We start from the raw sequence: 13,201 nt of genomic DNA, 5'->3' as shown, positions 1-13,201 counted from the left end.
CGCCGGTGCGCTCTGGCGTTAGGACGATATGGATATTCTCTCACTTGCAGTCGGATTTCTCGTTGGTACTGCTACTGGTGCAGCCGGTAACTACATGGCTGACCGATTCACTGACTCTCGTCGCGAGAAAAAGCAGGTTAAGGAAAACAATCGTTTGTGGCGGGAAGTGGAGACTCGGTTTCCTGATCTCATCGACGAGATGAGAGCGGATTTTTCTCATCCTGAACATCGAGACACTAGGGCTTTTTTCGTCAAGTCCAGCAAGACATCGATTGGTTTTCTGACTGAGTCGTGTTTTGAGTACCACACAGACAAGCTCCCGAATTTGCAGCCAGCAGTTCTGTTTCTTGAGAGAGAGGGGTTCATTTCAGATATAACACCAGGCAACTGCCCTATGTATCGCATGCATGAACACTTTGTAGATCGTCTGATAGAGTCCTAACAAATTGTTCCAGTATGTTTCGGGCCCTACGGCCCTCCACCGGACGCCCTTTTCTCCGCTTCGCTGCAAAAAGGTCGCCGCTGAACAAAAGCGTTAAAGGCCAGGCTGTCGTGTTCTTGGGTATGGTGTTTGGCTCCGGTTTCAATGGTTGCCCGCAGGCAGAAAACAGCCCTCAGTCGGTCAACGATGTTGGCCGGTAATCGGGTATTCAGGTCGCGGGGCCATCCGGCGAATCCTCCGGGTAAACCCGCCCATTCAGTGTTCTGTTTCCTGGCGCCATGGATCCTGCTGGTGCAAAGTATCGGGGAATAGGCATTCGGAATCGTGTGCCAAAACAAAACAACGGGTAACCGGCCCTTAACCAGGCGGTCAACCGGACGCCAAAAGCGTGGCGCTTTTGGTTCCCTCCGCTGGCGCTCCGGCGCCGGTTACCTTCGCGTTAAAGGCCTGGGTTTCGGTGTTCTTTGGTGTGGTGCAAGGCCGGTGAAATGGTGTTCGGCTACGGCAGAAACACACCCTCCGGCTCGTCATCGGTGTTGGTAGAAAATTGGGTGTAAAGGTGGCGGGGCTATCCGGCTTTACCTCGGACAAAACCCGCCCATTCAGTGTTCTGGTTCCTGGCGCCATGGGTCCTGCTGGTGCAAAGTATCGGGGAGTAGGCATTCGGAATCGTGTGCCAAAACAAAACCACGGGTAACCGGCCCTTAACCAGGCGGTCAACCGGACACCAAAAGCGTACCGCTTTTGGTTCCCTCCGCTGTCGCTCCGGTGCCGGTTACCGCTAGCGTTATGCAGGATGATGAACTGGTCAATCGCTAAAAAATTATCAGGTGGAGCGCTGACATTGATCGGTTTGGCAGTGTTGGCAGATATCCTCGTCGCAGTATTTATCGGGCGTGGTGCGCTGACCGCTGAATCTGCCGGTTGCTATCTTACCGATGCAATGGTGATTGGTTTTCACTGTCAGGGGTTTTGGGCATCTGACATTGCGTCGGTTTGGCTCAATCTTCCAGCATGGGCGGTCTACGGGCTAATGTTTGCACCCTATAGCTTCAAAGCGGCAATTCTGGCTATTTTGGTATGGCTACCGCTAATCATTTTTATCGTGGCGTCTCGCAAGGTGACCCAGCGTGCATAACAAGGCGCAGCAGTTCGCGGCCGATGGCCGCCGGACGCCCTTTCCGTGGCCCCTTCGGCGCCACTTCAAGGTCGCCGCTGTGCTTCGGCGTTAGGTCTCCTCAAAATGCGCCGTAAACGCCTCAACCATTCAGCCGAAACACTATGTGCCATGTTCTGTGGATGGCGGCTTATGAACTCCTACAAGGAGCTTCAGGAGCTTGGTTCGGGTATGTTGGAGATCGACGTGCTAAACCTGAGGTGCCATTTCAATGGCGAGCCTGTAAAACCATTATCCATTGCGCATGAATTGCATGCATGGTTATCTCAAGATCTAGAGCAGCATGGCATTTCGCGTTCTCAAGTTGAGGGGGCTACGCTCTCCGTTGAAGTGGACTTGGCTCGTTTACCAAACTACCAAGGGGCGCGGGGAAGCTTCTACATCGGCAAGAATGGCAAGCCAATCGAAAAGGGCGAGTTTTTCAGGCTTGGAGCAAAGTGCAAGAGCCTCCTGAGCACAGATGAGGCGAAATATGAATCAGCACGTTCACATCAAGAACAGTGGCCAGTTGGTTGGCCAGAGACCTAACAAGTTGTTGTAGTTTGTTCCGGCCTGCGGCCTCCACCGGACGCCCCTGTCGGGGCGCCGCTAAACAAATGCGTTATGAGCCCGAATGATTGAATCCACAGTAAGGCACATCTATTCATTGCTTCAGAGTCAGCATTACGAGGCCGTGGAGAAGCTCACCAATGGTATCAGGCTAAGTGCGGATGAAATTGAGGAGGCTATTACTGATTACGGATGTCGACTCGTCCCGTATCCAGATTCAGTCGAACTAGATATCGTTGAGGTCACGGGAAGTACGCCGAAAGAGTGGAGCGTGGTAGCACCAGTTTTCACCGTAGAAGAGGGTCTCTCAGATCTCAGTATTGAGCTGTCATTGGTGGATAATGGTCAGGAAATCTATAGATCCGAGTTGGACAATATCCGTGTGCGCTAGTCTGGCTCATAACCAGGCGGTCAACCGGACGCCAAAAGCGTACCGCTTTTGGTTCCCTCCGCTGCGCTTCGGCGCCGGTTACCATCAGCGTTAATTTCTAAAGACAGGGAGCAGTCCATGCATCACGAAGATCTGAAACAAGTACGAGAAAACTGGTACTCCGCTTTTTTCGCAGGAGACGTTGAGCACCTTGCTCGAGTCCAGGCAGATAATTTTACGGTCACTACCGAGCGCGGTGTCCAATCCAAGAAATCCCAAATCGACGCGATCTCGTCAGCCAAGCGTAATGGAAGTTGGTTTCCCCATGGCGGGCAAAAAAACGATACTGAGTTAACCATTCAGGATTCTGGTAGTAGCACCACAGTCGCTGGTCAGGGGTACACCACTTCTGGGCAATCCCAAGGGCCGGTCGTCTCGTTCTTCGAAACCTGGGAATGGGATGGCGCTGCTTGGCGGGTTGTCAGTCTGAGCTATAGCGCAGCCCGAAACTAAAATTAACAAGTCGCAGCAGTACGCGGCCGATGGCCGCCGGACGCCCTTTCCATGGCTCCTTCGTCGCCATTCCAAGGTCGCCGCTGTGCTAAGCGTTAACTGTTCGCCGAATATAGACATGACCCTCAAATTGGAAGTGGAATGACCACAACAACGATTCATCATATTATTGTGATGCCGTCTGGCCTAAAGGAAATAAACTATACATTTTTCCAGGGCTTCTCAAGAGAAGTCGCAATGGATTACGGCAGGATACTATCCTGCCTTTCTTGGGTTCCACATGACATATTGGAAACTCGGCTTAATTTCAAGTCGCTTGTTGCCTCTAAGATGATGGGCTCATCTTTAGACATTAATCATGTCAACGAAAACCTTCTTGATGATAAGCATGTGGATTTCAGTAGCTACTTTACTTTTATTTGGAGCACAGAGGAAACAATAGATAAGGCAATTGAAGCGTCTGATAAATTCGCATTTAAGCCAGTTCATATTTCCTGCAAAAAACATCAAGATGCGATTCATATTGATGATGTAGATGAAAATGTTATTTCCTGTGCAATTGATGATATCAGAGAATTTTTAATACAAAAAAATCCTAATTCTGAGATTTCTCAGTATTTGGCATCCCAAGAGAAAGAAAGTAGAGAAAAACGCCGGTTTCCTTTCCCGCCGCTTAATCACAGTTGCACAACACCCTCTGCAAAAGCACTGATTTCTTGCGGCTATGAGATTGACGAGGTGGAGGAAGTGAAACCTTCTGCTGATATCGACCAGCACAGCAAGGGGATTATAAAGGTAACGTCCCTAATTGATGGTATTAGAGCTGAGTTCGATTTCCCGGCGAGTGCCATAAAAAACGATGGTATTGTTTTTTGCGCTTCGATGTACTCCCATCTATATAAACCCAAAAGCAAAATGTGGAATGATTTATATAGAACCCTGCCCAAAGCCAAAAGAGACTTTGTTAAGAACGCTCTGGTTCGCAATAAAGGTTTTTCCAATTTTGTGTTACAGATGGATGATGGTGATGATTTCAATCCATATGAGGACGAAGTGGTTGGGAGTCTTCTTTCTGATAGGCAGATAGAATTATCTTTATTTAAAGAAATTGTTTCAGTCTTATCATCTAATCAGTTTTGCCCGGCAATTAGACTTCCTAACGGCGTTATGCTCCATCACGATCGCTTAAAGAATATTGCTTCATTAATAGAATCCCCTTCGCCTTCAAAAGAAAAAAATGTCCGAAATCTAAACAAGAAATTAAAGTCATATGGCGAGGCCGTAAGAAAGGATATTGGAGAAGAGCTTTTTAAGGCAGCTTTCGAAAATAGAACAAAAATACTATCCATCTGTGACTTCCCGATAGAATGGATAAGTATAAGTGGATTTCCATTAATGTTTACGCACGAAATTTCACGAATATTCCCTACCCCAGGGAATATGCTCGGGCCGGCAGCGTTGAGGTCACAGAGGATTATTATCCCATACTCGGCATTTACCGAAATATTGGTAATTCGATCCTTTGATCCAAAGGACCCAATAAAAGATCATCTTTCGAAAGCTATCGCCATATTTAAAGATTCGGGGAGTTATGAAAATATCAATGTCAAAATTGTGAATGTATCTAACGAGCAGGAACTAATTAATACACTAAACAAATATAAAGGGATAATTACTATATTTGATTGCCATGGAGGGCATGGTGGAGAAGAAGGCTACGCTTGGCTACATATTGGCGGTGAGAAGCTTGACGTGTGGTCGCTCGCAAATAAGTGCCGAATACCACCAGTGGTTGTTTTAAGTGCATGTAGTACACACCCTGTTGATGGATCTCATGCATCTGTGGCTAATGGCTTGTTTCGATGTGGGGCCGTAAGCGTTTTAGGGACGTATGCTCCAGTAAATGCTATTCATTCCGGTCAATTTGTGGGCAGGCTTTTATATCGGATTTCGAAGTTTTTACCAATGTTGATTGAACATGGGGTCGTTTCATGGAGAGAGGTTATAACTGGTATGCTAAGAATGTCATATGTGACGGATGTTCTGATGGGCATGAGGGATATGCTTAAGCTAATTGATGGCGAGCAATATTCCGAAATTCATGCAAAGGCTAATTATTTAATAAATTCGTCTACAGAAAATTGGCAGGATAAATTCATCAGTCTTATAGAGGAGCTCTCTGAGCTGGATGAAGAAAAGATCAGGAGTGTTATTTGTGAAAATTTCCAGTTTGTAGAGACGATGCTGTACTCACAGTTAGGTAGGCCGGAAAACATCTTTATCAGTAAGGATGCAGTCAGTGACTAGGTTTATCCACTCCCTACCATTAATGGTGATAGATGTTGCCATCTCTACCCTTAAAAAGCAGTTAACAAGTAGCAGCAGGCCGACCTTCGGCGGCTGTGCTGGGCGTTAATTTTTTGAGAGTATGAGATGACGTTTAAGTTTTCGAAGGAACACTGGCTGACGAAGCCAAGGCTCTTGGGTTTGGCCCCTGAGAAAGAAGAGGAGGTAAAGCTAAAACCGGTTCAGGTAGCCGCGAGAATCGCGGTTGCAATAATTACGGCTGCCTGGGTTGGTTTTTTGCCATTCTATCTTTTTTTAATATACATGCATGAGGCACGGTTCTTCTCTTATGATTTCTTTGTCGATGGCGTTTTTGGATTAAATACATTCGTTGCTGCTTCTGCGATTTTGCTTACTTTCATCTCTCTATATTTTTATGGATTTCTACTTTTCTTGAAATTGGGGTTGAAGCAAGAAAAGCACGAGGGGAAAAATGAATTTAGATTCCTGACATGGACTGCCGTTGTCGTTTCATGGGTAGTTCATTATTTGCTATTAGAGATTACACTCTCGGCTGGAAAGCCTCAGTTGTTTTTTTGGCTTATTGGAATATCTCTTGTGTTTTGTATGTTTTTCTATTCATTAGTAGGTCATAACTTAAAACAATCTCTGCAAAATTGGCTTGCACCAATTTTATTTGTGGCCGCAACGATTTTCTTGCCATTTTTGTTTCGAGATGCAACGGCCGAAGCGGTTGCTATGGGCCTAAGAAGTTTTAATATGGGAGGCGGTCAAATAGTTCAGGTATATGATCAATCTAAGGACTCAGAGAGTGCTATATCTGGAAGGCTTATATTATTAACGCCTAAAAATATTTATTTAACATTTCCAGGTAAGGAAATAGTAATAATTCCAATTAATAACCATACTCATGTTGTGGTAAAGAATTAACAAGGGCAGTCACGCGACGCCTACTGCATTGCGGCTTCGCCTTCATTCCGTAGCCGCGCATGCTGGCTGGCGTTATCTCTCAAAGGGTGAGACGTGAGTAAAAGTCGAAAGCATGAGATTGCTGCACAGAAAGATGTTCCTCTATCCACCCGAGGCTCTCTTTTGTATGGGGAGTCGACTTCGACACGATCTTTGGTCTTAGCCCTACCCTATGTGGGGAGTTCAATAGATCTGATTTTGAGCAAGAAAGGGCAAGAGTTCGCACAAAAACGAGTGGACGCGTTTTTGGAGAAGCTCGGCACGAGACTTGAAGCTCTCGAAAACTGCACGCTTAGTCAGGAAGATGAAGAAGGCTTCTTCGATCTTTTCCAGGCCGCCTACGAAAGGGTAGTGAGGACGAGATCAGAAGACAGGATCGATAGATTCGCTGCGCTAGTTGGTAGCTGCCTTGGTGGAGATAAAAACTGGGATGAGGCTGAAGCTGCAGTGCGATTAGTATCGGACTTAACTGACATACATATCCGAATTCTGGTAATCGTCACAAACCTTAGGGTCTCTGATCGAGAGAGCTTCGAAGGACTGAAAATCATCCCGCTTATTGATAACAAGATTATTGATGACGTACCTCCTTTGATTTCTAAATTCGATCAATTGTCGGAAGCGGCTTTGAAAATGTATTGCTCAGAGCTCATTTCTAAGGGGCTGCTTCATGATGAAGGTATTGGAAGGTGGAGTAGCGGCTCACTGAACCTTCTAGTGCCCACAGCTTTGGCTGATTGGTTGTTGGAGAAAATAGGTGAGTTTGGTGATAGATAACCATTGCGTCAACGGGACCGATTTTCCGCTGTCGCTCCAAAGCGGCCCACTACGCAGGCGTTAAAGAGGTATCAATGGGCCTTCAAGAATTTACTCGAGACGTTGTTCCTATTGCAGCGGTATTGGTAGCTGTAGTTGGCGTTCTATTAGTTTGGAGGCAATTGCGAACCGCCAATATTTCACTAGAACAGACCTCTCGTTGGCACAGGATCCACGCGACATATAACTTTTTTGATCTTGAAAGAAGTATCGAGCTTGAGATTAGAGCAAAAGAAAATGCACGTGCGCAGGGAGTCTCTGTTGAGGACGACGCAATTTCAGATGAGTCGATTAGGGAAATTGTTGGAAACTATAACCTTGAAACTCCATTTAATCGCTTTTTGAACGATATCGAAGTATACGCCTGCGCCTACTTCGCTGGAGCAATCGATCAAGAGATCAGTTACCACATGCATGGTAGTAGAGTCGTCGCGAAGTACCGAATGTATCAAGACTACATCGAATTCTATAGAAAGTTTAAAGGGCAACCGGATGTGCTCATTGAGTTTGAAAAGCTGGCTCTTTTATGGGACGCAAGGCTTATAGACGAAAGAAAAAGTCTTCGAGTGAGCGAGGTTTTTCTAGGCAAGGCGGGCCGGCCGAATTATGGGATGCGATCTGAGCATACCGATTGAGTCTTTAACAAGGCCAGGCACGGCGACGCCTTTTTCGTTGCGGCTTCGCCTCCACTACAAAGCCGCGCATGCTGGCAACGTTAAGACCTTTCCGGGTTCCAAAGGGAGATGATGTTGATAAACAAACATTCAAAGAGGTTTGACGAGCTCAGCGCGGAGGCAGAACTGGTCGAAACTACCAAACAGCAAAAGCATGGTGAGTACGGCAGTTACTTTCATGTCGATGGTGAAACCTTTGACGAATGGCGGCTGAAAGCGAGAAGTTTAATTTCCCGCGCCTGTGGCGAGAGCAGCGAACACTTGAAGGCTTTCTCAAACGCGGAACATGTTCAAACCTTTGACTCGAACTACGACATTTTTAAACGTCTTAAACCCGTTTTCGCCGCCGCACGCAGTGACTTCCAGGGTGGCCACCTCGCATCGATCCGCAGTCTAGTCCAAGCGGAACTATTTGATAGCGAACTTGAGCAGGCCCAGGAGCTTTTGAATCAAGGTTACACCGGGCCAGCGGCTGTTGTTTCGGGAGTTGTACTTGAAACCACGCTCAGAGATCTGTGCGATCAGCAGTCGATACCTCACGGGAAACTAGATCAAATGAATGGAGCGCTGGCCAAAAAGGGCGTTTACACCAAGCTCCAACAAAAGCGGATTACTGCAATAGCCGACATTCGCAATAATGCAGCGCATGGAAAGTGGTCGGAATTTTCCGAATCCGACGTCGCCGACATGATAAAGGATGTTCAGCGTTTCCTTGTTGAACATTTGTCTTAACAAACGGCTGCACAGCGACCGATTTTCCGCCGCTTTGCGGCTCCAAACCGGCGCGTGAGTCGGGCGTTATACAGTAGAAGGACCTCAGTCAGATGAGCCTGAAACAACATTTTGAGCTGATGGCCGAATACAATCGGTGGATGAATGAGAAGGTATATGGAGCCGCAGGCAACCTGAGCAAATCGGCTCTGTTAGAAGATCGAAGAGCCTTCTTTGGTTCAATATTGGGTACGCTAAATCATATCGTTGTTGGGGATACGATTTGGCTCAAGAGGTTTGCTGCACAACCAGCAAGCGCTGAACCGCTACGTGAAATCACTGAGCTAGCGGCTCCCAAAAACCTCAACCAAATAATTTTCGAAGATCTTGATGAATTGTATAGCCACCGAAAGTGGCTAGATGAGAAAATCATCAAATGGATTACACGGCTCACTGATAGTGATTTGGATTTTATTCTCAGCTATCAAAATACCAAGGGTGTGCCCGCCACCAAACGATTTTCCTCCTTGATCTATCATTTCTTCAATCATCAAACTCATCATCGGGGGCAGGTAACTACGCTACTTTCGCAATCTGGCGAAGATGTTGGGGTAACGGATTTGCTAGCACTGATCCCGAATCAGAACACTGTATAACCAGGGGCTCCAGCGGACCGGTTTTCCGGCGCGGTGCGCCTCCAAACTGGACTTCCCCCGGTCTAGTGGACACACCTAGCCTATGATTGGACTTACCCCGGTCTACTAGACACTCCTAGCCTATGATTAGAGCATAGGAGGAACTGTCATGAGCAGCCAACGCTACCCCCAGAGTTTAAAGAAAGGAGAGTTACAAATGGATTTGAATATTCTCATTGGCTTGTTTTGTCTGGGCTTCGGGCTATACACGCTGGTCGCCCGACAGGTTGCGCCTCATAAACTTGCGAAGCTGGGGCCGATGAAGGAAAAGTTTGGTAAAAACGAAAACCGGGACAGATATGTTATCCGAAGGCCAACCCCGGAGCGCTTAGTCCTCAAAAGCAAGGGATTATAAGTTCAAATCTATGGTTTCAATCTACGTCGGCGAAGAGGATAAAACCAATCAAATTACCGACTGGCGTATACGCTGGAATGAACAGCAAGAGACGCTTGATCTGACGTGTTACTTCCCTTCAAAAAAGACCTTCACTCGTCCCCTCAGTGACTGCCGAGTCGTTCCTACCCGTGAGTTGGGTGAGTCGCTTTTAAAAAGGCGGGGTAGCTCGATTGTCCAGCCCGTTGAGAGGGTCACGGTTTACGGAGACCGCTTCGCTGTTGTGTATTATCCAGGCAAAGAGAAACCCTACGTCTACTATGTCGACAATGTGGAATTTGTGCCGACGACAGGCATGAAGAAATCATCGGTGTTCTGTTATCTTAACTCTGTGGCGCGGACCCGTCAGAGGCGTGCCGGTTCTTCGAGTCAAGGTCCGATGGCAGCTAATATAGTTCGTCAGTTGGAAAAGCTCCCTGCGTCTCCTGACACCGCCTTAAACGCATACTGCACTGGACGGAATGGAACCCTAGAGCCCAGTGCGGGGCTTATTTTTCCGTTTGGTCTTAACGAAAGCCAATTGGCTGCTGTGGAGCGAGCGTTTAGCGCCCAAGTCAGCATGGTTGAAGGGCCTCCAGGCACGGGCAAGACCCAGACAATCCTGAATATTCTGGCCAATATCCTGCTGCGTGGTAAAACGGTGGCCGTGTTGTCGAATAATAATTCGGCGGTGGGCAATGTTTATGAAAAGCTGGAAAAATGTGGGCTGGACTATCTCGTCGCTAAGTTGGGTAGCCAAGACAACCGGAATGCTTTTTTTAACGATCTCCCAACCTTGCAAATGAATGCGCTTGAGCGCGAGCCAGTGCCAACCATGGGTGACATTCAGGCGCTGCTTTCAAAGCTGAAGCAATATCTTCACGACCAGAACCTCGCCGCTCAGTTGAGTGCTGAGATTGACGAGTTGAAAATTGAGCGCCGCTACTTGCAAGAATGGAAAGAAGAAAACGATGTTCAGCCAGCCTCTTCATTGGAGAAATATGGGCTGTCGCCGCGAAAGGTAGCCGATCTAATGGCCTACGTCTCCTACTTGGGAGGTAGGCGTGTCCGGCTGAAAGACCGTATTGAACTATTTTTCAACTTCAGAATTCTTCGTGCCCGACCTTTCTCCGAGGATACTCGGCAGACGATCTTTCATGCCCTTCAGATGCACTACTACGATCAATCGTTGCGGGAGAAAGAGGCCGAATTACAGGCCTGCCAGGAGTCACTAGCTAAGGCTCAGTTCACGAAGTTGCTGGACTCTTTAACCACCGCTTCGATGCTCTACCTGAAGCATCAGCTGAATGTGAAAGCGCCAAAACAAAAGGTTTTCGAAGCACGAACATACCGGAACGATTTCGACGATTTCTTACGCCGTTTCCCGATCCTTGGCAGTAGCACCCATTCTATTGTCAACTCAATCGCACCAGGCGCCATCCTCGATTACGTTATCATCGACGAAGCCTCCCAGCAGGACATAATGCCCGGAATTCTGGCCTTGGGGTGTGCGAAGAATCTGATCGTTGTCGGTGACAGCCGTCAGCTCGCACACATTCCCACGAAACTGGGTATTCAAGCTCCGTCGGATGAGTACGATTGCGAACGATACAGTTTGTTGGATTCATGCATTGGCGTCTTTAAAGACGCTCTGCCCAGAACCTTGCTGAAAGAGCATTACCGTTGCCACCCTCGTATTATCCAGTTCTGCAATCAGCAGTTCTATGAAAACGCCCTGGTTCCAATGACTCAGGGTGAAGGTGACATGCCCATGCGCTTGGTTGTAACAGCTAAGGGTAATCACGCTCGGAGAAATACGAACCTCAGAGAGTTGGATTCCCTTCTAAAGGTTAGTGGCGAAGAGGCGCAGGACAAAGGTGTTTGGGTGGACAAAGAAGGGCGAGGATTCATCGCACCTTTCCGCGCCCAAGTGAAGCTTTCAGGCGACTACTTGCCCGAGGACTTTGTTAAAGACACTGTCCACAAGTTTCAGGGGCGCGAGTGCGAGGAAATCGTTTTTTCCACAGTGTTGGACAAGAAGCCTTCCAACCAATGCCAGAAGCGGCTGGATTTCGTTGATGACCCTCGTATGGTGAATGTGGCAGTGTCCAGGGCCAAAAATCAATTCACCCTGGTCACAGGGGATGACGTCTTTATTGCTAACAACGCGCACATTGCTGCACTCATTCGTTACATCGAATACTACGGTCAGGGCGATCAGGTGGAGAGGGCACCGGTCGTATCGGCATTCGACCTTCTTTACAAGGAGTACGACCAATCCCTTGAGCGCCTCAATGCTAGGTTGCGGTCAGAGGACTCGCGATATAAGTCCGAGCAGATAGTCGCGAATTTGCTCCGCAAAGTACTAGCGCATACTGCCTACGGTGGGGTCATCTATCATGATCAAGTTCTTTTGAATCAGGTGGCATCACCAGCGAATTCCGACCTGACGACTCGAGAGTTAAATTTTTTGGCCAACCGCGCCAGTTGTGACTTTGTGTTGTACTTTAAAGTGGGGAAGCGTCCCTTTGGCGTGATCGAAGTCGATGGTGGCTCGCACGACAAACCTGATCAGGCAGCGCGGGATGCCCTAAAGAACAGTATTTTGGAAAAATGCGGTATCGAAATTCTGCGTTTGCGAACCATCGAGAGTGGTATCGAGGACAAGATCACCAACTTCCTAGAGGCATCGAGTAATAGAGGCGCGCGACCTTTGCCCTGAAGGCTTCGCCTTCATCCCCGCAGGCAGCAGCCCGAACAGCAAACCAGTGCTGGCGGTGGGCAACGAAGTGAATGGTACCACCACGCTGTATGGCATTGACGTGATTGAACTGATGGCGGCCTAAGCGACAACGCAAAACGACAAAACGCAAGACTCCCTCAGCGCCGGTGGCGAAAGCCCCGGCGCTTTTTTTTGGGTGAAATTTGGATATTGGGGTGGCTGGCAGGTGGTGTGTCAACTAAGTTGGCAGAAGAGAGTAATGTGGAATTACTCGTTATTGCGCGGGATATTACGAGAGTTGAGGGGGAGATCTTCTTAAGCTACTGAAAAGCTGGATCTAAGTTTGAGTAGGTTCTTCGTTTGTGTGGAATAACGACGCGCGGAAATGTGGAAGCCACGTTTTGCAATAATGAAGACTTCGGTCTAGTTGCTGTTATAACTTTTACCGAAGCCTCAGGGAGGAAGGGTCATGACTCGTAGTATTCTGATTTTTTTCACATTATTTTTGGTCCAAGGCTGTGCTCAGCTTAGCACTCCTAGAGAAACGGGTATTGCTGTAGGAAACCTTATTGATGAGTTGCAAATTGCGGTAAATCAGATTGGCGAAGAAACAAAAGGTAGTTCATTGCCACCGTTGAAATTGGCCACGGTAACTTTTGCAACCAAGTTGGAGAAGGATACGGGCGGAGGGGCCAGCTTGATGATAGCGGCAAAAGGCAGCCGTCAATCAGAAGAGTCTAACTCTATCGAGTTAGAATTAGTCCCTGATCCAAATCCAACAAAGAGCCTCGGTCGATCTTCGGGAAATGAAATAGCAGATTATGTTGTGGCAGCAGTGCGGGCTGTAGACAAAAAAGCATTTCTAACCCGGATTTCTCATAGG

At 47.7% G+C, this 13,201-nt stretch carries 13 protein-coding genes; all 13 read left to right on the top strand.

Going from position 1 to position 13,201, the window contains the following annotated elements; translation table 11 throughout:
* Positions 1–28 precede the first annotated feature (28 nt).
* On the top strand, positions 29–442 hold the full coding sequence (locus Q674_RS33965; RefSeq protein ID WP_023009290.1) for a hypothetical protein: 414 nt from the start codon (positions 29–31) through the stop codon (positions 440–442).
* A 796-nt stretch (positions 443–1,238) separates the two neighbouring features.
* Positions 1,239–1,580 (top strand): hypothetical protein, encoded by a 342-nt coding sequence (locus tag Q674_RS33960; protein WP_152526079.1) that lies wholly within the window; start codon positions 1,239–1,241, stop codon positions 1,578–1,580.
* Between the two features lie 171 nt (positions 1,581–1,751).
* Positions 1,752–2,147: a hypothetical protein gene (locus Q674_RS33955; RefSeq protein WP_023009288.1), complete on the top strand. Its 396-nt coding sequence runs from the start codon at positions 1,752–1,754 to the stop codon at positions 2,145–2,147.
* A gap of 529 nt (positions 2,148–2,676) precedes the next feature.
* Positions 2,677–3,051, top strand: coding sequence for a DUF4440 domain-containing protein (locus Q674_RS33945; protein ID WP_023009286.1), 375 nt, complete (start codon positions 2,677–2,679; stop codon positions 3,049–3,051).
* A gap of 141 nt (positions 3,052–3,192) precedes the next feature.
* Entirely contained in the window at positions 3,193–5,358 is a 2,166-nt protein-coding gene (locus Q674_RS33940; RefSeq protein WP_031210244.1) for a hypothetical protein, read from the top strand.
* Positions 5,359–5,484: 126 nt separating this feature from the next.
* Positions 5,485–6,288 (top strand): hypothetical protein, encoded by an 804-nt coding sequence (locus Q674_RS0120870; protein ID WP_023009284.1) that lies wholly within the window; start codon positions 5,485–5,487, stop codon positions 6,286–6,288.
* Positions 6,289–6,525: 237 nt separating this feature from the next.
* Complete coding sequence (locus tag Q674_RS33935) at positions 6,526–7,104, top strand: hypothetical protein (protein ID WP_023009283.1); 579 nt, start codon at positions 6,526–6,528, stop codon at positions 7,102–7,104.
* A gap of 74 nt (positions 7,105–7,178) precedes the next feature.
* Entirely contained in the window at positions 7,179–7,778 is a 600-nt protein-coding gene (locus Q674_RS33930; protein WP_023009282.1) for a DUF4760 domain-containing protein, read from the top strand.
* A 108-nt stretch (positions 7,779–7,886) separates the two neighbouring features.
* Complete coding sequence (locus Q674_RS33925; RefSeq protein WP_031210242.1) at positions 7,887–8,549, top strand: DUF4145 domain-containing protein; 663 nt, start codon at positions 7,887–7,889, stop codon at positions 8,547–8,549.
* Positions 8,550–8,641: 92 nt separating this feature from the next.
* Positions 8,642–9,184, top strand: a complete 543-nt coding sequence (locus tag Q674_RS33920) for a DinB family protein (protein ID WP_023009280.1) — start codon at positions 8,642–8,644, stop codon at positions 9,182–9,184.
* Positions 9,185–9,332: 148 nt separating this feature from the next.
* A complete protein-coding gene (locus tag Q674_RS33915; RefSeq protein ID WP_023009279.1) occupies positions 9,333–9,578 on the top strand; it encodes a hypothetical protein in 246 nt (81 codons plus the stop codon).
* Between the two features lie 10 nt (positions 9,579–9,588).
* The gene (locus tag Q674_RS33910; RefSeq protein ID WP_023009278.1) at positions 9,589–12,318 is read left to right on the top strand and encodes an AAA domain-containing protein; all 2,730 of its coding nucleotides are present in this window, start codon (positions 9,589–9,591) and stop codon (positions 12,316–12,318) included.
* A gap of 469 nt (positions 12,319–12,787) precedes the next feature.
* On the top strand, positions 12,788–13,201 hold a 414-nt coding region (locus Q674_RS33905; protein ID WP_036199544.1), incomplete at its 3' end, for a hypothetical protein.

This window comes from Marinobacter sp. EVN1 (genome assembly GCF_000475375.1).
Taxonomy (GTDB): Bacteria; Pseudomonadota; Gammaproteobacteria; order Pseudomonadales; family Oleiphilaceae; genus Marinobacter; species Marinobacter nauticus.
This window is presented reverse-complemented; position numbering and strand designations above follow the sequence as displayed.

Coding starts and splice junctions, on each gene's coding strand:
- Q674_RS33965 (WP_023009290.1), top strand. CDS start 29: ATGGATATTCTCTCACTTGCAGTCGGATTTCTCGTTGGTACTGCTACT.
- Q674_RS33960 (WP_152526079.1), top strand. CDS start 1,239: ATGATGAACTGGTCAATCGCTAAAAAATTATCAGGTGGAGCGCTGACA.
- Q674_RS33955 (WP_023009288.1), top strand. CDS start 1,752: ATGAACTCCTACAAGGAGCTTCAGGAGCTTGGTTCGGGTATGTTGGAG.
- Q674_RS33945 (WP_023009286.1), top strand. CDS start 2,677: ATGCATCACGAAGATCTGAAACAAGTACGAGAAAACTGGTACTCCGCT.
- Q674_RS33940 (WP_031210244.1), top strand. CDS start 3,193: ATGACCACAACAACGATTCATCATATTATTGTGATGCCGTCTGGCCTA.
- Q674_RS0120870 (WP_023009284.1), top strand. CDS start 5,485: ATGACGTTTAAGTTTTCGAAGGAACACTGGCTGACGAAGCCAAGGCTC.
- Q674_RS33930 (WP_023009282.1), top strand. CDS start 7,179: ATGGGCCTTCAAGAATTTACTCGAGACGTTGTTCCTATTGCAGCGGTA.
- Q674_RS33925 (WP_031210242.1), top strand. CDS start 7,887: ATGATGTTGATAAACAAACATTCAAAGAGGTTTGACGAGCTCAGCGCG.
- Q674_RS33920 (WP_023009280.1), top strand. CDS start 8,642: ATGAGCCTGAAACAACATTTTGAGCTGATGGCCGAATACAATCGGTGG.
- Q674_RS33915 (WP_023009279.1), top strand. CDS start 9,333: ATGAGCAGCCAACGCTACCCCCAGAGTTTAAAGAAAGGAGAGTTACAA.
- Q674_RS33910 (WP_023009278.1), top strand. CDS start 9,589: ATGGTTTCAATCTACGTCGGCGAAGAGGATAAAACCAATCAAATTACC.